Below are 19,683 nucleotides of genomic sequence, written 5' to 3' on the forward strand. Positions count from 1 at the left end.
TCCATCATGGCCTCTCCCGCTGAACCGCCCTCCCCCTTGCGCCGCATCGCGATCGACCGGGGCGGCACCTTCACCGACGTCGTAGCAGAAAGGGCGGACGGCACGATCGCGGTCGCCAAGCTGCTGTCGGTCGATCCCGGCCGATATGACGATGCCGCGGTCGAGGCCGTGCGGCGGCTGAGCGGCGTGGGCTACGGGCCGCTGCCGCCGATCGCCGTGCGGATCGGCACCACCGTCGCCACCAACGCGCTGCTCGAACGCCGCGGCAAGCCCACCTTGCTCGCGATCACCCGCGGCTTCGGCGATGCGCTGGCGATCGGCTATCAGGACCGGCCCGACATCTTCGCGCGCGCGATCCGCAAGCCGCCGCCGCTGCCCGAGCGCGTGATCGAGATCGACGAGCGCATCGACGTCGACGGCGCGACCATCCGGCCGCTCGACCTGGACGCGGCGGAGACGGCGTTCCGCGCCGCGTTCGACGACGGGCTGCGCAGCATCGCCATCGTCCTGATGCACGGCTGGCGCCACACCGCGCACGAAGAGGCGCTGGCAGACCTCGCCACGCAAATCGGCTTTCCGCAGGTGTCGGTCGGCCATCGCCTTTCCCCGCTCGTCCGGCTGATCGCGCGCGGCGACACGACGACCGCCGACGCCTATCTGTCGCCGGTGCTGCGCCGCTATGTCGACGGCCTGACGGTGGCGTTCGGCGGCGCGCCCTTGTTCATGCAATCCTCGGGCGGCCTTGCCGAAGCGCACGCGGTCAGCGGCAAGGACGCGTTGCTGTCCGGCCCGGCGGGCGGCATCGTCGGCATGGCCGCGGGCGCGCAGGCGGCGGGCGTGGCGCGCGTCATCGGCTTCGACATGGGGGGCACCTCGACCGACGTGTCGCTCTGGGCGGGCAGCTTCGAACGCCGGCAGGAGGCCGTGATCGGCGGCGTCCGGGTCTCGGCACCGATGCTGCGGATTGACACGGTGGCGGCCGGCGGAGGATCGATCTGCCGCTTCGATGGCGGCCGCTTCGTCGTCGGCCCGGAATCGGCGGCCGCCGATCCCGGTCCCGCCTGCTACCGACGCGGCGGTCCGCTCACCGTCACCGACTGCAACCTCATCCTCGGCAAGATAGCCCCCGCATATTTCCCGGCAGTGTTCGGGCCGGATCGCGACCGGCCGCTCGACCGCGACGCCGCGCAGGCGCGCCTCGACCAGCTGCTCGACGCGGTCGCGGCGGCGACCGGCACCCGCCCAGCCCCGCTGGCCGCCGCACAGGGCCTGGTCGACATCGCGGTCGCCAACATGGCGAATGCCATCAAGGCGGTTTCGGTCGCGCGCGGCCATGATCCCGCCAGCTATGCGCTGATGAGCTTCGGTGGCGCCGGCGGCCAGCACGCCTGCCTCGTCGCCGACGCGCTCGGCATGACCGCGGTGCTGGTCCACCCCCTCGCCGGCGTCCTGTCGGCCTGGGGCATCGCGCTCGCCGACCGCCGCACGATGCGGCAGCGGACGATCGGCGTGCCGCTGTCCGAGCCCGCGTGGCGCGAGAGCCTCGCCGACCTGTCCGCCGACGCCGCAGAGCAGCTTGGCCCCGACGCGACGATCGCGGCGATCGCGACGCTGCGCCACGCGCGCACCGATCAGGGGATTGACGTGCCGGTCGGCGACGTTGCCGCGATGGCGGCGGACTTCGCGGCCGCGCATCGCGACCGGTTCGGCTTCGACGGCGACGACGTGCTGATCGTCGAGCGGCTCCAGGTCGAGGCGATCCTCGCCACCGCCACGCCGGCGCCGACTCGTGCGGGTGGTGGCACCGCGACGGTCGAAACGACCGCGGTGACGATGGCGGGCACGACGCACGACGCGCCCCTGCACCGCCGCGACACGCTCGGCCCCGGCGCCCGCATCGATGGTCCGGCGCTGATCGTCGACGAGACCTCGACGATCGCGGTGGAGCCCGGCTGGACGGCATCGGTGCTGAACGACGGCACGCTCCGCCTGACCCGATCGGCGACCCGCGTCGCCACCGCCACCGCCGACGCTGCGGCCGATCCCGTCCGGCTCGCGATCTTCGCGGGATTGTTCATGGGGCTGGCGGAGGAGATGGGCTCGGCGCTCCAGCGCAGCGCGGCATCGGTCAACATCCGCGAACGGCTCGATTTCTCCTGCGCGATCTTCGACGCCGCCGGTCATCTCGTCGCCAATGCGCCGCACATCCCGGTCCATCTCGGCTCGATGGGCGATTGCGTCCGCCACCTGATCGCAAGCCGCACGTCGGATGGCCGCGGCATGCGCCCGGGCGACGCCTATGCGGTCAACGATCCCTATCGCGGCGGCACCCATCTGCCCGACATCACCGTCGTCCAGCCCGTGTTCGCCGGGGGAGACCTTCCCGCCTTCTTCGTCGCGGCGCGCGGCCATCATGCCGATGTCGGCGGCACCAGCCCCGGATCGATGCCGGCCGACAGCCGCAGCATCCATGACGAAGGCGTGATCTTCGACGACGTGCTGGTGGTCGCGGACGGACGGCTGCGCGAGGAGGAACTGCGCGCGCTGTTCGCGGGCGGCACGCACCCGGCGCGCAACATCGACCAGAACATGGCCGATCTCGCCGCACAGCTCGCCGCCTGCGCGCGTGGTGCCGCCGGCCTCGAACGCATGGTCGTCGAACAGGGGCTGGCGGTCGTCTCCGCCTATATGGACCATGTCCAGGCGCATGCCGAAATGCTCGCCCGCCGCGTTGTCGGTGCGTTGCGCGACGGCGAATTCGCCTACCCGACCGACGATGGCGCCGTCGTCCGCGTCGCCGTCCGCATCGATCGGGCGGCGGGCGCGATCACCGTCGATTTCAGCGGCACCAGCGACCAGCGCCCCGGCAACACCAACGCGCCGCTCGCCGTGACGCGCGCGGCGGTGCTCTACGTCCTGCGCACGCTGGTCGACACCGACACGCCGCTCAACGACGGGTTCCTGCGCCCCGTGACGCTGATCGTGCCGGAAGGATCGATGCTCAACCCGCGCTTTCCCGCCGCGGTGGTCGCGGGCAACGTCGAAACCAGCCAGGTCGTCACCGACGCGCTGATGGGCGCGCTCGGTGCGATGGCGGCCAGCCAGGGCACGATGAACAATTTCACCTTCGGCGACGATACCCGCCAATATTACGAGACGATCGCCGGGGGCGCCGGTGCGGGGCCGGGCTTTGCCGGCGCGAGCGCGGTGCAGACGCACATGACCAACAGCCGCCTGACCGATCCCGAAGTGCTCGAGACGCGGTTCCCCGTCCTGCTCGAATCCTTCGCGATCCGCCGCGGCTCGGGCGGCGACGGCGCATGGGCCGGCGGCGACGGCGCGACACGGCGGGTGCGCTTTCGCGAAACGATGCGCGCCAACATCCTGTCGAACCATCGCCGGGTGCCCCCCTTCGGCCTGGCGGGCGGCGGCGACGGCGCGGTCGGCGCCAACCGCATCGAACGCGCCGACGGCCGCGTCGAGACGCTCGACGCCGTCGCTTCGGCGGAGATGATGCCGGGCGACGTCTTCGTCATCGAAACGCCCGGCGGCGGCGGTTACGGGAGCGCGAGCTGATGCTGGTCCTGTCGGGCGTCGCAGTGATCGCGCTGGGTTTCCTGCTGCGCTTCAACCCGCTGCTGGTGATCGCCGCCGCCGCGCTCGTCACCGGTTTCGCCGCCGGGCTCGATCCGCTCGCCTTGCTCGCGCGCTTCGGGCACGCCTTCAACGAAACGCGCTACGTCACCGCCATCTATATGGTGCTGCCGGTGATCGGCCTGCTCGAACGCGCCGGGTTACAGGCCCGCGCCCGCGGCCTCGTCGCCGGCTTGCAGGGCCTCACCGTCGGACGCCTCCTCGCCGGCTATTTGCTGTTCCGCCAGCTCTCCGCCGCGCTAGGGTTGAACGCCATCGCCGGTCATCCACAGACCGTCCGCCCGCTGGTCGCGCCGATGGCGGAGGCAGCGGCGGAGCGGCAGGGCGGCGGCGCCGACTCCGAACGGGTGCGCGCTCTGGCCGCCGCGACCGACAATATCGGCGTGTTCTTCGGCGAGGACATCTTCATCGCGATCGGCTCGATCCTGCTAATGAAGGGCGTGCTCGATGGCTATGGCATCCATATCGAGCCGTTCCATCTGTCGATCTGGGCGATCCCCACCGCCATCGCCGCGTTCCTGATCCACGGCGCGCGGCTGTGGTGGCTCGATCGCCGGTTGGCCCGGCGGGCGCGATGATCGGGCTGAACCTCGTCTATGCCGTCGCGGGCGCGTTCTTCGCCGCCTGTGCGGTATCGGGACTGGTCGACCGGCGATGGGCGAATGCGCTGTTTCATGCGCTTCTCGCCACGTCCCTCTTCGCCGGCGACCGGATCGGCGATACCGGCAACGGTGTGCTGGTGCTCGCGCTGATCGGCATCGCGACGTCGGGGCGGATGCGGGGCGGCGAGGCGACCGATCAGGCCGTGCTGCATGGCCCGCTCCTCCTGCTCGCGCTCGCCATTCCGCTGCTGACGCTCGGCGGCACACTCCTGTTCAAGCAATTGCCGACATGGGTCGATCCCAAACAGGCGACATTGGTGGCGCTTGCGGTGGCCGTCCTCGTCGCGCTCGCGCTGTGCCATCTGGTCCTGCGCCCGCCGGCCCTCGCCGGCGTGCGGGCCGGACGGCGGCTGCTCGACGAGATCGGCTGGGCCGTGCTGATGCCGCAGCTGCTCGCCAGCCTCGGCGCGGTGTTCGCGCTGGCTGGCGTCGGTGACGTGGTCGGCGGCCTGATCGGGCGAGCGATTCCCGGCGACAGCCTGTTCGGGGCGGTCGTGGCCTACACGGTCGGCATGGCGCTGTTCACGATCGTCATGGGCAACGCCTTCGCCGCCTTCCCCGTGATGGCGGCCGCAGTCGGCCTGCCGCTGCTGGTCCACCACTTCGGCGGCAACCCCGCGCCGGTCGCCGCAATCGGCATGCTCGCCGGCTTCTGCGGCACCTTGCTCACGCCGATGGCGGCGAACTACAACATCGTGCCCGCCGCCTTGCTCGATCTGCGCGACCGCTATGGCGTGATCCGTGCGCAGGTGCCGACCGCGCTGCCGCTGCTGCTGTTCAACATCATGCTCTTGTGGTGGGTGATCCGATGACGACGCTCGATACTGAAATCGCGAGCCGCTTTGCGCGGATCACGCTGGCGCATATCGGCCTGCAATATCCCTACAAGCTCGACCAGGTGCTGACCGGGCCCGCCGACGCCGTTCCGCCCACGACGCTGCACCCGATCTTCCACGGCAGCTTCGACTGGCACAGTTGCGTCCATGGCTGGTGGCAATTGCTGACACTGCGACGGATGTTCCCCGATCTGCCGGAAGCGAGCGCGATCGGCGCGCTGGCCGACAGGATGCTGACGCCCGCGCTCGTCGCCGGCGAGCTGGCCTATCTCGATCGCCCGATGAGCGGTGGGTTCGAACGTCCCTATGGCTGGGCCTGGCTGCTGGCGCTGCATGGCGAGGCGGAGCGCCACGATGCGCCCTGGGCGGCGGCGCTGGCGCCGCTCGCCCGCGCCTTCGCCGCGCGCTTCCTCGCCTATCTGCCCAAGCTCACCTATCCGATCCGGGTCGGCACCCATTTCAACACCGCCTTTGCGCTGGTACTCGCCCGCGACTGGGCGACGGGCCGCGAGCCGCGTCTGGCCGATCTGATCGACGCGCGCGCCCGAGACTGGTTCGGCGCCGATCGCGCCTGTCAGGCGTGGGAGCCGTCGGGCGACGACTTCCTCTCTCCCACCCTGACCGAGGCGGTGCTGATGCGCCGCGTCCTGCCGCCGGATGCGTTCGCGACGTGGTTCGCGGCATTCCTGCCCGACCTCGCGGCCGGCCAGCCCGCGACGCTGTTCCACCCCGTGCACGTCTCCGACCGCACCGACGGCAAGATCGCCCATCTCGACGGCCTCAATCTCAGCCGCGCCTGGTGCTGGCGATCGCTCGCTGACGGCGACATCGCGCTCGAAACCACGGCACGACGCCATCTGGAAGCGAGCCTCCCCCATCTCGACGCGAACTACATGGGCGCTCACTGGCTCCCGACCTTCGCGTTGCTTGCGATGACTCACTGAACCATCTTGCAGATCTTCGCCGCGCTCCACGGAGCGCACGTCTGGCTTCGAGCATGATCGGCCGCCGTGCGAGACCCTGCCGATCCATGTGACAAGATCATTCACGGGCTGAAAACACTGACCAATTATGCTGGTCGTCATGGAACCGACCATTACCGGGTCACCGGCTGCCGATTATCAAGGTAAGCAGGTGAAGGCAGGGACCGCCGCACTCCTATTTGCCGTCGTCACCGGGGTTCCCGTTGCGGGTCTCTGGCTGATCCCTGCGCTCGCGCCGGGTGAGCTGATCGCCCCGGTCAGCCCCGACCTCTTCGCGGCTGCGGTGTGCGTCGGTGTCCTTGGGGGTCTCTTGCTGACCGCCCGCCTCCCGCGTTGGTCTGCGATGGGTCCAGGGCATCGACGAACAGCCCGGCAAAGGTGAGCCCGACTACTTCCCAATCGGCCGTGTCGAGCGGTCGCCTCGAACCTCAACTGTGCCTGGTACGTGGCTTGAAATAGCGCAGGTCGATCAGGACTCAAAAGATCGTCGGCCGGAGGCGTCCGTCGTTCCCCTCCGCACGTATTCAAGAGCATGAGGAGTGAGGCTGCCTTGACCGACGTCCTCTCTCGAGCCCGACGAAGATATGGCCTAGCCATCCTGGTCTTCGCCTTGCTGCCCGGTATTGCCCAAGCGCACGTGAAATGGTTCTGCGGCCCGATCGACGCGTCGATCCCGCCTGCAGCGCTGCAGCAGGTGCTCTCCCCTTTGTTCTTCGCGTGCCTGGCCGGATTCGCGACCTTGGTAGCGTCGGGTAGCAGCTTCGATGCACTCCTTGCCCGGTACGTGCCCGCATCGCGCGAAGGCGACCGACGAGGCGTTGTGGTGGATATCGTCATCCGGGTCGGCCTGGCGGTCTATGCGGTGTGCCTGTGGCGCGATCTGGCGGTGGTACTCTGGGCCGACGACGCGACCGGGTCGGTTCTGACGCCGGAGATGGTAGACCGGGCCCACTGGATTGGCCTGCTCCAGCTCGCAATCGCGGGCATGGTTCTGGTGCCGCGGCTATCGCTGCTGGCCGCATTTGGGCTCCTCACGCTTTTTGCGATCGGCGTGGCGCGGTTCGGCGCGTTCTACATGATCGATTATACATTCTTCGTCGGGCTTGCAGCTTATGTGGCGCTGGGGCAGCCAGCGTTGCGGCGCCACCTTCGGCTCGCGTCGGGTCGGGTCTCGATCCTCACCGCCAGCCTCAGCCTCAGCTTGATGTGGACTGCGGTCGAGAAGTTCCTGTTTCCGCAGTGGACGATCGCCGTCCTGCTGCACCATCCAGCCATCACGGCGGGATTCCCGTTTACCTCGGTCACCACGATCGCCGGCTTCGTCGAGTTCAGCCTGTCGTTTTACCTTCTCGTAGGTCGCGCGGTTCTCGTCCGCGTCGCCGCGGTCCTACTTGCCGGCGTTTTCGTCATGGCGATGCCGGAGTTCGGCATGGTCGATATCGTGGGCCATATTCCGGTGCTCATCATCCTCGTCGCGACCCTGCTCCAGGGCGAAACCCGGCTGCAGCAAGCCTTTCGCGGTCCAGCTTCGGGCTCGTGGGCGACAGGCGGCGCGGTGCTAGTCCGCTATGTCGCGACCCTGACGGTCTTAATGTCCCTCTACTACGGCTTGCATGCCGCTTCGGTTTGGGCAGAAGGTAAACCGGTCACGCCGAACCAGCAGTCTCCGGCAATCATCCGACATCGAAGCTGAATTGCCACCATCGCGCATCGTCCCGGTCAGCCCATCATGCCTCCGGAATCAACAACGATTCCTTCCGGTTCCTTCAACCTGCCAAAGTAGTGTTAGAGCGGCGCGGCGGCACGCTGGGCGACTATGTCTTCCCCCAGTCGGAACGATTACATGAGCCACATGAGCACGCGCCAATATTCCCGCCTCGTTCACGAGTGGGTCCTCCCCATAGTCCCGGAGGCGGCCTGGATCAACGACTAGCCTGGCCGCCCAACAAAGGGCCGAGTGCGGCAAGCATTTTGCGGGGCTTCACCGGCTTTTCCAGCCGCGGGACATCGGCGAACCGGTCGGGGATGGCAGAATCGTCATAGCCAGTGGCGAACACGAAAGGCACTGCGCGGCCTGTCAGCGTGTCGGCCAGATCGAACACCATAGTATCACGGAGATTGATGTCGAGCAGCGCCCCGTCTAGCCGGGACTCGGCCGCCACCAGAGACATCGCGGCATCGAGCGTCGGCACCGGGCCCAGCACGTCTGCCCCCGCATCGAGCAGCGCGCCCCGCAGGTCGTCGGCGATCAGATACTCGTCCTCGACGACGAGGATGCGGCGACCGTCAAGCTGGTGTTCGGACATGGTGGGCCTCCCGGCGCGTACTATCCCGCGGCACATCGACTCTTATCGTGCAATGAACGCCATCGCCGGTAAAGGCGAAACTTGTCTTGGCGCCCATTTGATAGGGCAGCGCGCGTTCTATCAGCTCCCGGCCATAGCCGCCGCCGCGCGGCTTGTCGCCGGGCGCGGGCAGGTCTGCCACCCCAGTTTCGCGCCAGTCGACGTGGAGCTGGGCCTCGCCCTTGTCGTTGGCGACGACTTCCCACCGCACGGTGAGGTGGCCGGCCGGCGTCGCCAGCGCGCCGTATTTGGCGGCATTGGTCGCCAGCTCGTGGAGCGCGAGCGCGAAGGTCTGCACCAGCGAACTTTCGAGCGGCACGCCACGCGGTCCGCTCAGAGTCATCTGCGGCGCATTGCCGTCGGCATCGAGATCAAGATGCGCGCCGAGCTCTTCGCGAAGCAACGCATCGAACGCCACCCGATGCGCGCCGCGCCGGGACAAAAGACCCTGAACCCGCGCGAGCGCGCTCATGCGATCATCGATGCAGCGGCGGAACTCCTCCAGCGAGCTGCTGCCGCGCAAGGTGCGCAACATCACCGCCTGCACTACCGCCATCAGGTTGCGGGTGCGGTGCTGAAGCTCGTTCATCAGCACCGACTGCTGCTCCTGGAGCCGGATGATGTCGTCTACGTCGGTGGACGTGCCGAGCCATTCCAGCACGGCACCGTCCGGCGTGCGCACCGGCGTGGCCCTGGTCTGGAAATGGCGATAGCCCTTGCCGGCCTGACACAATCGGGCTTCGAAGCTCAGCCCGTCATGCTTCTCGGCGCGGCTCCAAGCGTCGAGTGCCGCCTGCCGATCATCCGGGTGAAAGGCCTCCAGCCAGCCCATGCCGCGACTGTCCTCGTCCGACAGGCCGGTGTAGCCGGTCCATTGCGAGCTGGCCCAGGTCCATTCACCGCCATCGGCCGCACGCCAGACCAGCTGCGGCATTCCCTCGATCAGGGTGGTGAGGCGCAGTTCCGTCCGGCGTAGCGCCGCGTTGGTCGCGGTGATCTCGCGGGTGCGCGCCTGGATACGGCCCTCCAGATCCTCGTTGGCCCGTTCCAAATTGGTGTTGGCAACCTCCAGTTCTTCGGAGAGGACCTGCAACCCCTCGAACGCCACCTGAAGCTCTTCGTGCGCTTGGCTCTGCTTGAACTCGCTTTCGTCGGTGGAACGACCCGGTGCGGAAGTAGCCGCGGCAAGCACGCCTTGAGCCGTATTCGCGGCCTGCAACTCGCGCGCCAGCACGGTCACCCGCCGCAGCAGGCGGTCGCGATCCTCGACGGTCCGGCTATTCTCCTCCAGCGCCGACTCGAGCGATGTCCGCAACTGCTCGTTCTCGTCCAGCAGCCTGGAGCGCTCGTCTTCGTGAATACCGGATGTCGACGCCGCCATAGGGTGGTCCTCGATCGTGCAACGCACCGGCAGCGGAAAAGCACCGGCCTGATCATTTTCTTTTCCCGTGCATGCGCCCGCCAAAGCGCGCAAATCGTTGCCCGGTTGCGAAGGATTATGATGGCGCTCAAGGATATCGTGGTGATCGGTGCATCGGCAGGCGGCGTTGACGCATTGCAACGGCTGTGTGCGCAATTGCCGGCGGACTTCCCGGCAGCGGTGTTGGTGGTCCAGCACCTGTCGCCGGTGACGCGCAGCCTGTTGCCGCAACTGCTCAACCGCGCGGGGCCGCTCCCCGCCCATTCGCCGCAGGACGGCGACGCGATCGCGCCCGGCCGCATCTATGTCGGTGCGCCGGATCTTCACATGCTGCTGCGCCCCGGCAAGGTGCTGATGCGGCGCGGTCCGCATGAGAACCGCACCCGCCCGGCGGTGAACGCGTTGTTCCGATCGGCCGCGCTTGCCTATGGGGGGCGCGTGATCGGGGTGGTGCTGACCGGGCTGCTCGACGACGGCACCGACGGGCTGATCGCGATCAAGGCCGCCGGCGGGTTGTCGGTGATCCAGGATCCCAAGGACGCCGAATGGCCGTCCATGCCGCAGAACGCGCTGAAGCGCGATCATGTCGACCACAAGCTGCCGCTGGAGGAGCTGGGCGCGCTGCTCGCCCGGCTAGTGCGCGAAGAGGCGGGCGTCGGCATCCCGCTTCCCCACGAATATGCAGTCGAGGATGAGATGGCCGCGCAGGAGTTTTCCGTCATGGACAGCAACATGATCACGCCCGGCGAGCCGAGCCACATCTCCTGCCCCGATTGCGGTGGTGTGCTCAACGAGATCACGGTGGAGAACGAGCTGCGCTTCCGCTGCCAGGTCGGCCACGCCTTCACCCCGCTCGGGCTGGCGGCGGCGCAGACGGACGAGCTGGAGCGCGCGCTGTCGGTCGCCGCGCGCACCCACCGCGACCGGGTGCGGCTGTTCGGGCAAATGCGCGACAGTGCCCATGCCCGCGGGCTGCCCCATGCCGAAGGGCGGTGGCTGGAGGCATCGCGCGAGTCGGAGGACATGATTGCCGTGCTGGAACGCGCGATGACCAGCCTGCGCCGGCAGCCGAGCGAGGGCGAGGCGTAGCTCGTCGCCGCTGATAACGGGATCAGCCGGCCGGTAGTTGCTGGCGCTCGCTGGTTTCGTGCACCATCACGACGAGGATCGGGGGATGCTCGTCGGCGAAAAGCTGCATGCAGAGCTCGGCCGGATATTCGTGACCGTCCGCCGCGCGGATCACGGCCTCGAACACGATCTCCGGCTTGGTCTTGTTGAACAGCGGCGCCAGCAATGCGCGAACGTCGTCGGTCGAAACACCCGCCAGCACGTCGGGAAACGCCACCAGCTCCAACTGCTGCGCCGAATAGCCGAGCTTCTTCTCCGCGCCGTCGTTGGCTAGCGTGAAGTGCAGCGTCACCGGATCGAGGAAATAGATCTCGTTCAGCGCCCGGCCCATGATCCGGCCGAGATAGCGGCTGAATTCGTCGCGACGGTTTTCGCCGGTGACGTCCTGGAACAGCAGCACCAGCCCGCGATTGCGCCCGTTCTCGTCTATCAGCCCGGACAAGGTGACGTTGCACAGGATGCGCCGGCCACGACGGTCGATGCCTTCCAGCGCCTGCTCGACCTGCGCCTCGCCGCCCGATCGAACCGTGGCCATGGCGTCGCGGAGGAGATGCACCGGCACGCCGATGTCCAGCGCGTCGAAGCTGGTTCCGACCACCTCGTCCGCGCGCAAGCCCCAGGTGTTCTCGCTCCACCGGTTCCAGCTCTGGATGTCGAGCTTATCGTCGACGACGACGATGCCGCCGTTCATGCTGCGCAGCACCGCCTCCAGGTAGAGCCGAAAGCTGGTCGCCTGCTCGGCCTGGATGCGCAGCTCTTCGTTGACCGATTCCATCTCCTCGTTGCTGGAGCGCGCCTCCTCGTTGAGCGTCTCCAGTTCCTCGTTGGTGGATTGCAGCTCCTCGTTGGTGGTCTCCAGCTCCTCGTTGGTGGACTGAAGCTCCTCGTTGGTGGTTTCCAGCTCCTCGTTGGCGGACTGGAGTTCCTCGATGGTGTTCTCCAGCGTCTCCTGCACCGCCTCGAGCTCGATCCGCATGGTGTGCAGCAGGGTGGTGTCGTTGAAGGCGAGCAGCACCGCATGAACGCTGCCGTCCGGCCGGGCGAGCGGGCGCGCGTCGACGGTCAGGCGGATCACCTCCGATTGGTTAAGTCTGTGTTCCTGATCCTCCAGCCGGACCGACCGGCGGGTGCGGAACACCTCCTCGATCGGGCCGCGCAGCTCGATCGGGCGATAGGAGATCGGCAGGTCCTGAAACGGGCGGCCGATATCGGCGTCGCCCACGCCTAGCAGGTGACGCGCCGGGTTTGTGGCGAGCGCCACCGTCCCCGTCTCGTCCACCACCAGCATCGCGGTGCCCGCCTCGTTGAGCGCCGATTCGAGCAGCAGCGCGTTGGGCAGCGGCATGTCGGCGCGGCGCAGGCGAGCTTCGCGGAACCCGGTGGCGATCGGCCGGCGCCACTCCTGCGCGACCTTGGCAAAAATGCGATGCTTGGTATCGACGGCGCGGAACAGCGGCGAGCGAGCAAGCTGCGTCTCCGCCTTGCCGAGGAATAGGAAGCCGTCGTTGTTGAGCGCATAATGCAGGCGCGGTAGGACGATTCCCTGCGTCTCCCCCTCCAGATAGATCAGCAGGTTGCGGCAGATCAGCAGGTCGATGCGCGATATCGGCGCGTCGTGGACGACGTTGTGGCGGCCGAAGATCACGCATTTGCGCACGTCGCGTTCGAACACGTAGTGGTTGGTGGTGCGCTCAAAATAGCGTTCCAGCAGCTTGGCCGGGACATTCTCGACGTCGCGCGACGAATATGTCGCGAGGCGGGCGACCTTCAACGCATCCTCGTCGAGGTCGGTGGCGTAGATCTTCACCCGTTTGCAGAAATCGACCTTGCCGAGCGCTTCGGCGAGCATCATCGCGACCGAATAGGGCTCCTCGCCCGAGGCGCAGCCGACGCTCCACACGCGGATCGGCTGGTCGGGCTCGCTGCGCGCGATCACCTTGGGGATCACCTCGTCCCTCATCACCTCCCAAGCCTCCTCGTCGCGGAAGAACGAGGTGACGTTGATGAGCACGGTGTTGAGCAGGTTCTCGAACTCGCCGGGATCGGCCTCGAGGTGCGATTGGTAGCTCTCGAAGCTGTCCACGCCGACCGCTTCCATGCGCAACGTGATCCGGCGCTTCAGGCTGGTGCGCTTGTAGCCGCGGAAGTCGAGCCCGCGGCTTTCCTGGATGTGTTGCAACAGGGCCTCGAACGGCGGATCGAGCGGTGTCTTGTCGGTCATCGGAGCTTTCGGTGGTGCGCAGGGTGGCGCGGCGCCACCGTAATCGGGAGTGGAACGCACACCAAGCAGAGATCGCGCAGTAATTTGGGCAGATTGCGGGGCGCCACGGCACGCGCGGACCCGTTGAACGTTACTGCTCCAATGGGCAGCCAAACGAGTGAAGCGTGATGACTACAGGTTCCCTGCCGGATTCGTCCCCCGAGTCTACCGACATGGCGGGCCAGCTTGCGGCCGCACACCTCGCCCTTGATGCCGCCCGAGCGCGAGAGGCGGCGCTTCGCACCGAATTGGAGCACCGGGTCAGAAATACGCTGGCGATTACCCGCTCGGTGTTCCTGCGCACCATGGACAACGCCGAAACGGTCGAGCATGCACGCGATCACTTCGTCGGGCGGCTCGACACCCTGGCCCGCTACAACGCTCGGCTGGCCATCGGCAGCCAGCCCCGCCTCGACCTCGAGACGATGATCTGGGACGAGCTGCTCTCCATGGCGCTGGGATCGGATGAACGCATCGAGGTGACGGGCCCCGAGGTGCTGCTTCAACAACGGGTCGCTGGCCTGATCGGGTTGGCGCTGCATGAGCTCGCCACCAATTCGGTCAAGTTCGGCGTCGTCGGCCATCCGTCAGCGGGCGGGCGGCTACGCGTGCGTTGGGAGAATAAGGGCCAGTCGGTGCAGTTGGAATGGGCGGAAAGCGGCGTCCCGATCGTAGCGTCAGCGCCGATCGGCAGCGGCTTCGGACGCGACTTCATCGAGAACGCTCTGCCGTACCAGCTCAATGCCGATACACGTTTCGAGTTTGTTCCTGGCGGTTTGATCTGCCGCATAGCATTTGAGGTTAGCGACCGTACAACAGGCGAACCTTTCCTCAGTTAAGCCGTTGAGCCGTTATGGAAATTGCCGCGATCCTGCTGGAACAACTCCCTCCCGCTTTTCGGCAGCTCGCAAGCCTCGCGCCGTTGGACGCCACGGATCTGAAGGCACTGGAGGCTGCGGCGCACGCTCCCCGAGCGGCACCCGCGAAGCGCGATTTCACGGCAAGCCTCGCCGCCGCGACCGGCCCCGTCCTCATCCTCGATGGATGGGCTTTGCGTGCCTGCCTGCTGTCCGATGGCCGACGGCAGATCACCGAGCTGTTTCTGCCCGGCGACATCATATCGAGCCACCCCACCGATCAGTGCTCGTCGGATAGCATAGGCGCGATCACGGCGGTAACGTGGTGCTCGCTCCATGCCGCCAGCGTCGCGCCAGGAACGGGGTTGAACAAAGCGCTTTCGGCCGTTGAAGTGATCAAGGAGCAATCTCTGCGCAGGCACATTGTTCGCCTCGGCCGGCTAGACGCGCTGGGCCGATTAGCCGACTGGCTGCTGGAGCTTCACGCGCGGCTCGGCACAGCCGGACTGAGCGCGGGCAACACGATGCACCTGCCACTGACGCAGGAAATGATCGGGGACGCGCTGGGCCTGACTAGCGTTCACGTCAATCGGACACTCGGCGCCCTCCGGCGCGAGGGCCTGATCGAGGTGCAGGCCGGACGGGCGATCATCCTGAACGCGGACCGTTGCCGTGCGATGGTCGGCTTGACACCTTCGGGCCCGTGGACGCGGAGCCGTCGAGGTACGTAACCGGTGCCCGGCGAACCTACGTGGCGGTGGAGTTCCCGGATGCCCAGGTGGAGGAGATTGGTTCCAGCGTACGGCAGTGCCTGACTGCACTGCGCGAGCTGGCGTGCGTCGCACCCACTGAATTCCACTTCGCGGACGTCTACAACCGGAGCGGCTCCTAGACGGGGGTTCAAGCCGGCCGCAACCTCGCCGTCTTCGGGTTCTTCCCCGAAATCTATGGTCGCTATCGCTGGAAAGTTCACCTCCTGTCCCTTTCTGAACGCGGATTTAGACGACGATGAAGAGAGTATCGGTCTAGGCACGGCTCCTTCTCCATCGAGGCGACTACATGCGTGTCATTCTGCTTTGGACGGCCATCGGTGCGATGCTCGTTCCAATCGCCGCGCAGGCCCAGACCGGTCCCGCGATATCGCTCGACGCATTGGCGGCCGACGTGGTGGCCAACAATCCCGAACGGCGCTTCTACCAGAAGCAGATTGACACGGCCGGTGTCGCACGCGCGGCCGCCGGCCGCCTGGCCGATCCCGAGGTCGTCGTCGAATTCGGTGAACGGAAGATCACCGATCCGGTGTCGGGCGTGCGAACGGGCGACGCGCCGGCCTACGCCGCGTCGGTGGTCCAACCGATCGAGTTCGGGGGACGGATCGCGCTTCGGCGCGCCATCGCCGAGCGACAGCTCGACCTCGCGCGCATCGGCCTCGCTCAGTTCGACGCCACGCTGGCGGCGCGTGCCCGGTCTCTCGGCTACCAGCTGTTCGCCGCCGACGAGAAGGCGCAAGCGGCACGCGAGGTCGCCGCGAGAATGCGCGACCTCGCCAGGGTGATCGTCAGCCGCGATCTCGCCGGTCCAGCGCCGACGCTGGAGGCGGCCTCTCTGCAAGCGCAGGCGATCACCGCCGAGCGCGACGCGGCAAGCGCGGACGCACAAGCCAACTCGTCGCTGTATGAACTCAACCAACTTCGCGGTGCGCCCTTCGCGGCCCGCATCCGCGTCATCCGGCCCGACATGGCCTTGCCCGCACTCCCGCCGGCCACCGTGGTCGCGACGCGGGTCGAGGCCGGCAACTTCGAACTGCGCGCGCTTCGCGTCCAATTCGAGCAGCAAGGGCTGCGCGTCGATCTCGCGCGCAAGGCGCGCATTCCGATCGTGTCGGTCGGACCCTATTACGACCGCAGCCGGGCCGATGGCCAGACCAACTATGGCTTGCGCCTCTCGACGACGCTGCCGGTCTGGAACCGGCAGGCGGTGCAGGTCGCGGAGGAGCAGGGCCGGCAGGCGCAAGCGGATGCGACGCTCATCGAGGCGCAGCGCCGGATCGAACGCGAGACATACGATCAAACCGCACAGTACGAAGCGAAGCGCATCGTGCTCGGCCAGTGGAGCGGAGACACGCCGCAGCGGTTCGCCGAAGCGGCCCGGGAAGCCGACCGCAACTTCCGCCTGGGAGCCATCCCGCTCGCGACCTACACCCAGATACAATCGTCCTATCTGAGTGCCCTCACCGCCGTGCTCGATACGAGACGCGAGGCGCTGGAAGCGCTGCTCGGTCTACGCGCGCTGGCTGGGGGCAGCCTCGACGGGCACGGTTCGCGATGATCGGTGGTCTCGTCGACTGGGCGACCCGCGCGCGCGGGGTCGTGCTGCTGATGCTTGCGCTGCTGCTCTGCGCCGGGGGGTACGCGCTCTACTCGCTGCCGATGGAGGCCGTGCCCGACATCACGGGCGTGCAGGTCGAGGTCAACACGCCGGTGCCGGCCATGCCGCCCGACGTCATCGAACAGCGGATCACGATCCCGCTCGAGCGGGGCATGATGGGCGTGCCGGGCATGACCAAGATGCGCTCGCTGACCAAGTTCGGCCTGTCGCAGCTGACGCTCGAGTTCAAGGACGGCACCGACGACCTGCGCGCACGCGCGCTCGTGTCCGAGCGGCTGCAGCAGCTGGCGGGATCGCTGTCGTTCGGCGCGCAGCCGACGATGACGCCGATCTCGCCGGGCCTGGGTGAGATCTTCTACTACACGCTCGACTGGGCGCCGGGAGCCAAATCCCGCCCCGCCGATCCGCAGGAGGCGCTGGAGGAGCTCTACGAGACCCAGGAATACGGCGTGAAGATCGCGCTCCGCAAGGTCCCGGGCGTCGCGGAGGTCAACAGCAACGGCGGTTTGGAGGCGCAGTATCTGATCCAGCCGCGTCCCGACCGTTTGGCGGCATCGGGTATGACCTTCGACGAGCTGGCCAAGCGGGTCGGCGAGAACGTGCAGGATACTGGCGGCGGCATGATCTCGCGCGGGGCCGACCGGTTGACGGTTCGCACCACCGGCCATGTCGCGACCGTGCCTCAGATCGCCGCGCTGCCGGTCAAGTTCGCCGACGGCGTACGCCCGATGACGGTCGCCGATCTGGCGACCGTCGACATGGGTTCGCGCATCCGCATGGGGGCCGCTTCGTCCAACGGCCATCAGGTCGTGCTCGGCACGGTGATGATGCTGGTGGGGGCGAACAGTCGCGATGTCGCGAACCGCGTGTCGGCCGCGCTACCGGCGATCCGGCAGGCGCTGCCGCCGGGAATGCGCCTGAACGTCGCCTACAGCCGGGCGACGCTCGTCGACGCGACCGTCGGCACCGTTCGGGACAATCTTTCCATCGGCGCGCTGCTGGTGTGCCTCGTCCTGCTCTTCGTTCTGGGCAGCTGGCGCGCCGCGCTGCTCGTCGCCATCGTCATCCCGACCGCATTTCTCTTCGCCGTCGGCGGCATGCGCATCGCGGGGGTGTCGGGCAATCTGATGAGCCTGGGCGCACTGGATTTCGGGATGATCGTCGACGGCGCGATCGTCATCGTCGAGAACTCGCTCCGGCTGATGGCTTTGCGCCGCGCGGACAGGGGCGAAGACCTCGACGCCGAGGAACGCCGCCGCGCCGTCGTCGACGCATCGAAGGAGGTCGTGGGGCCGATGGTGTTCGGCGTCGTCATCATCACGCTCGTCTACGTCCCCATCCTCTCGCTCACCGGGGTGGAGGGCAAGACGTTCCACCCGATGGCGATCACGGTGATGCTCGCGCTGGTCGGCGCGCTGCTCATGGCACTGACGCTCGTGCCGATGCTGACGGCGTGGGTGCTGCGACCGACCGGACAGATCGACGAGCCCGACAGCAAGAGCTGGGTGATCCGCCGGGCGACGGCCATCTACCGCCCGGCGCTCGACTTCGCTCTTGCGCACACCTTGCTGATCGCCGGTGTGGCCCTGGCGCTGGCGCTCGGAGCAGGCTTCCTGTTCTCCGGCCTGGGCGCGGAGTTCGTGCCGAAGCTCGACGAGGGCTCGATCGCGACGATGGTGTACAAGCCGGTCAATATGAGCCTGGCAGACTCGCTTGCCACCGAACTCAAGAGCGAACGCGTCATCATGCGGCGCTTTCCGGCGGTCACCACGACCTTCTCGCGCATCGGCACGAGCGAGGTCGCGACCGACCCGATGCCGCCGAACCAGAACGACCTGTACATCTTCTACAAGCCCAAGGATCAATGGCCCAAGGGCGACGGCCAGCCGAAGGACAAGCAGGCCTTGATAAAAGGCATTCAGGATGTCCTGGACAAGCAGGTGCCGGGGCAGACGTTCGAATTCTCGCAGCCGATCGAGACGCGCTTCAACGAGATGCTGCAGGGGACTCGGTCCGACGTAGCGGTCAAGATCTTCGGCCAGGATTATGACAGGCTGGACAAGTTGACCGACCAGATCTCGGCCGTCCTCAGCAAACAGCCTGGCGTCGACAGCGTCGAGCCCGAGACGCACGGCCGCGTCGACACCCTGTCCATCGTTCTCGATCGGGCCGCGCTCGTGCGATACAACCTGTCGGTGCAGGCGGTGAACGACGCGGTGAACGCCGCGCTGGCGGGCCAGACGGTCGGATCGCTGTTCAGCGAAGGGCATAGTCATGACGTCGTGGTTCGGATGACCGAGCCCGAGCGCGCCAGCGACACCGCCATTCTGCAGCTGCCGATCCGGGTGGGCACGGATGGGCTGATCCCGCTCGGCCGAGTGGCGTCGCTGAAGGTCGAGAAGACGGTCGATCCCATCATGCGCGACGATTCGGACCGGCGAACCTCGCTGATGGTCAGCCTCGGCCAGAACGACGTCGAGGGGTTCGTGAACAAGGCCAAGGCGCAGCTGGCCAGGCAGGTGAAGATGCCCGAGGGTTACCGCGTCGAGTTCCAGGGACAGTTCCAGAATCTGGAGACCGCCCGCGCGCGCCTGGCGCTCGTCGTACCCGCCGCGCTCGCGTTCATCTTCGTCCTGGTGGTCTTCGCCCTGGGCAGCTGGCGGCAGGCGGCCATCGTCTTCACCGGTATCCCGTTCGCCGTCACCGGCGGCGTCTACGCGCTGGTTCTTCGCGGCATGCCGTTCAGCATCACGGCGGCGATCGGCTTCATCGCGCTGCTCGGCGTCGCGATGCTGAACGGCCTCGTTCTGCTGTCGCACTTCAACATGCTGCGCGAGGATGGCCAGGATCTCGATGACGCGGTTCATCACGGCGCGCTCGATCGGCTTCGTCCGGTGCTGGCCACCGCGCTCGTGGCGAGCATCGGCTTCATTCCCATGGCGATAGCGAGCGGCCCCGGCGCGGAGGTGCAACGGCCGCTCGCAACCGTCGTGATCGGTGGCATCGTCACGTCGACCCTGCTGACGTTGATGCTGCTGCCGTCCCTCTATGCATGGGTCGAACGTCGGAAAGAGCGCAGGGAATCGTCGCGGTGATGGTCCGGCCCGAAGAGGAACCACCCCTCGCCTGCCGTTCTCGCCGGTTGCGGGC

The 19,683-nt window shown here is 67.4% G+C and carries 13 protein-coding genes; 10 read left to right on the forward strand and 3 right to left on the reverse strand.

All coding sequences use genetic code 11. The features are described from left to right. Positions 1-6: 6 nt before the first annotated feature. The 5 genes from L8H00_RS03075 to L8H00_RS03095 all read left to right on the forward strand — a co-directional run bounded on the left by L8H00_RS03075 (position 7) and on the right by L8H00_RS03095 (position 7,828). Positions 7-3,576, forward strand: coding sequence for a hydantoinase B/oxoprolinase family protein (locus tag L8H00_RS03075; protein WP_242095740.1), 3,570 nt, complete (start codon positions 7-9; stop codon positions 3,574-3,576). Further along, positions 3,576-4,232: a DUF969 domain-containing protein gene (locus tag L8H00_RS03080; RefSeq protein ID WP_242095741.1), complete on the forward strand. Its 657-nt coding sequence runs from the start codon at positions 3,576-3,578 to the stop codon at positions 4,230-4,232. Before L8H00_RS03075 ends, L8H00_RS03080 begins: the two co-directional genes overlap by 1 nt. Next, positions 4,229-5,128, forward strand: a complete 900-nt coding sequence (locus tag L8H00_RS03085) for a DUF979 family protein (protein WP_242095742.1) — start codon at positions 4,229-4,231, stop codon at positions 5,126-5,128. Before L8H00_RS03080 ends, L8H00_RS03085 begins: the two co-directional genes overlap by 4 nt. After that, the gene (locus tag L8H00_RS03090) at positions 5,125-6,096 is read left to right on the forward strand and encodes a DUF2891 domain-containing protein (RefSeq protein WP_242095743.1); all 972 of its coding nucleotides are present in this window, start codon (positions 5,125-5,127) and stop codon (positions 6,094-6,096) included. Before L8H00_RS03085 ends, L8H00_RS03090 begins: the two co-directional genes overlap by 4 nt. 589 nt (positions 6,097-6,685) lie before the next feature. Continuing rightward, positions 6,686-7,828 (forward strand): hypothetical protein, encoded by a 1,143-nt coding sequence (locus L8H00_RS03095; protein ID WP_242095744.1) that lies wholly within the window; start codon positions 6,686-6,688, stop codon positions 7,826-7,828. 229 nt (positions 7,829-8,057) lie between these two features. On the opposite strand, the gene L8H00_RS03100 is transcribed toward L8H00_RS03095, so the two are convergent. Both L8H00_RS03100 and L8H00_RS03105 read right to left on the reverse strand, forming a co-directional pair. Beyond that, positions 8,058-8,441, reverse strand: coding sequence for a response regulator (locus tag L8H00_RS03100; protein WP_242095745.1), 384 nt, complete (start codon positions 8,439-8,441; stop codon positions 8,058-8,060). After that, on the reverse strand, positions 8,422-9,861 hold the full coding sequence (locus L8H00_RS03105) for an HWE histidine kinase domain-containing protein (RefSeq protein ID WP_242095746.1): 1,440 nt from the start codon (positions 9,859-9,861) through the stop codon (positions 8,422-8,424). The genes L8H00_RS03100 and L8H00_RS03105 overlap by 20 nt, the downstream gene beginning before the upstream one ends. Positions 9,862-9,981: 120 nt before the next feature. Here L8H00_RS03105 and L8H00_RS03110 point away from each other — a divergent pair, with 120 nt between their 5' ends. After that, positions 9,982-10,989 (forward strand): chemotaxis protein CheB, encoded by a 1,008-nt coding sequence (locus L8H00_RS03110; protein ID WP_242095747.1) that lies wholly within the window; start codon positions 9,982-9,984, stop codon positions 10,987-10,989. A 22-nt stretch (positions 10,990-11,011) separates the two neighbouring features. Here L8H00_RS03110 and L8H00_RS03115 read toward each other — a convergent pair whose 3' ends face one another. Continuing rightward, positions 11,012-13,249, reverse strand: coding sequence for a CheR family methyltransferase (locus L8H00_RS03115; protein ID WP_242095748.1), 2,238 nt, complete (start codon positions 13,247-13,249; stop codon positions 11,012-11,014). A gap of 167 nt (positions 13,250-13,416) precedes the next feature. Between L8H00_RS03115 and L8H00_RS03120 the strand changes: the two genes are divergently transcribed. The 4 genes from L8H00_RS03120 (at position 13,417) to L8H00_RS03135 (ending at position 19,628) form a co-directional block, all read left to right on the forward strand. After that, complete coding sequence (locus tag L8H00_RS03120) at positions 13,417-14,127, forward strand: sensor histidine kinase (RefSeq protein ID WP_242095749.1); 711 nt, start codon at positions 13,417-13,419, stop codon at positions 14,125-14,127. 14 nt (positions 14,128-14,141) lie between these two features. Beyond that, a complete protein-coding gene (locus L8H00_RS03125) occupies positions 14,142-14,876 on the forward strand; it encodes a Crp/Fnr family transcriptional regulator (protein WP_242095750.1) in 735 nt (244 codons plus the stop codon). A 328-nt stretch (positions 14,877-15,204) separates the two neighbouring features. Beyond that, entirely contained in the window at positions 15,205-16,473 is a 1,269-nt protein-coding gene (locus L8H00_RS03130; RefSeq protein ID WP_242095751.1) for a TolC family protein, read from the forward strand. Continuing rightward, positions 16,470-19,628 (forward strand): CusA/CzcA family heavy metal efflux RND transporter, encoded by a 3,159-nt coding sequence (locus tag L8H00_RS03135; protein ID WP_242095752.1) that lies wholly within the window; start codon positions 16,470-16,472, stop codon positions 19,626-19,628. Before L8H00_RS03130 ends, L8H00_RS03135 begins: the two co-directional genes overlap by 4 nt. The last annotated feature ends 55 nt before the right edge of the window (positions 19,629-19,683 follow it).

It is taken from the genome of Sphingomonas sp. CROZ-RG-20F-R02-07 (assembly GCF_022662335.1).
Taxonomy (GTDB): Bacteria; Pseudomonadota; Alphaproteobacteria; order Sphingomonadales; family Sphingomonadaceae; genus Sphingomonas.

What these genes read in the sequence shown, in the direction of transcription:
- L8H00_RS03100 (WP_242095745.1), bottom strand. Translation starts at nt 8,441, where the DNA reads ATGTCCGAACACCAGCTTGACGGTCGCCGCATCCTCGTCGTCGAGGAC.
- L8H00_RS03125 (WP_242095750.1), top strand. Translation starts at nt 14,142, where the DNA reads ATGGAAATTGCCGCGATCCTGCTGGAACAACTCCCTCCCGCTTTTCGG.
- L8H00_RS03090 (WP_242095743.1), top strand. Translation starts at nt 5,125, where the DNA reads ATGACGACGCTCGATACTGAAATCGCGAGCCGCTTTGCGCGGATCACG.
- L8H00_RS03085 (WP_242095742.1), top strand. Translation starts at nt 4,229, where the DNA reads ATGATCGGGCTGAACCTCGTCTATGCCGTCGCGGGCGCGTTCTTCGCC.
- L8H00_RS03135 (WP_242095752.1), top strand. Translation starts at nt 16,470, where the DNA reads ATGATCGGTGGTCTCGTCGACTGGGCGACCCGCGCGCGCGGGGTCGTG.
- L8H00_RS03120 (WP_242095749.1), top strand. Translation starts at nt 13,417, where the DNA reads ATGACTACAGGTTCCCTGCCGGATTCGTCCCCCGAGTCTACCGACATG.
- L8H00_RS03130 (WP_242095751.1), top strand. Translation starts at nt 15,205, where the DNA reads ATGCGTGTCATTCTGCTTTGGACGGCCATCGGTGCGATGCTCGTTCCA.
- L8H00_RS03080 (WP_242095741.1), top strand. Translation starts at nt 3,576, where the DNA reads ATGCTGGTCCTGTCGGGCGTCGCAGTGATCGCGCTGGGTTTCCTGCTG.
- L8H00_RS03075 (WP_242095740.1), top strand. Translation starts at nt 7, where the DNA reads ATGGCCTCTCCCGCTGAACCGCCCTCCCCCTTGCGCCGCATCGCGATC.
- L8H00_RS03110 (WP_242095747.1), top strand. Translation starts at nt 9,982, where the DNA reads ATGGCGCTCAAGGATATCGTGGTGATCGGTGCATCGGCAGGCGGCGTT.
- L8H00_RS03115 (WP_242095748.1), bottom strand. Translation starts at nt 13,249, where the DNA reads ATGACCGACAAGACACCGCTCGATCCGCCGTTCGAGGCCCTGTTGCAA.
- L8H00_RS03105 (WP_242095746.1), bottom strand. Translation starts at nt 9,861, where the DNA reads ATGGCGGCGTCGACATCCGGTATTCACGAAGACGAGCGCTCCAGGCTG.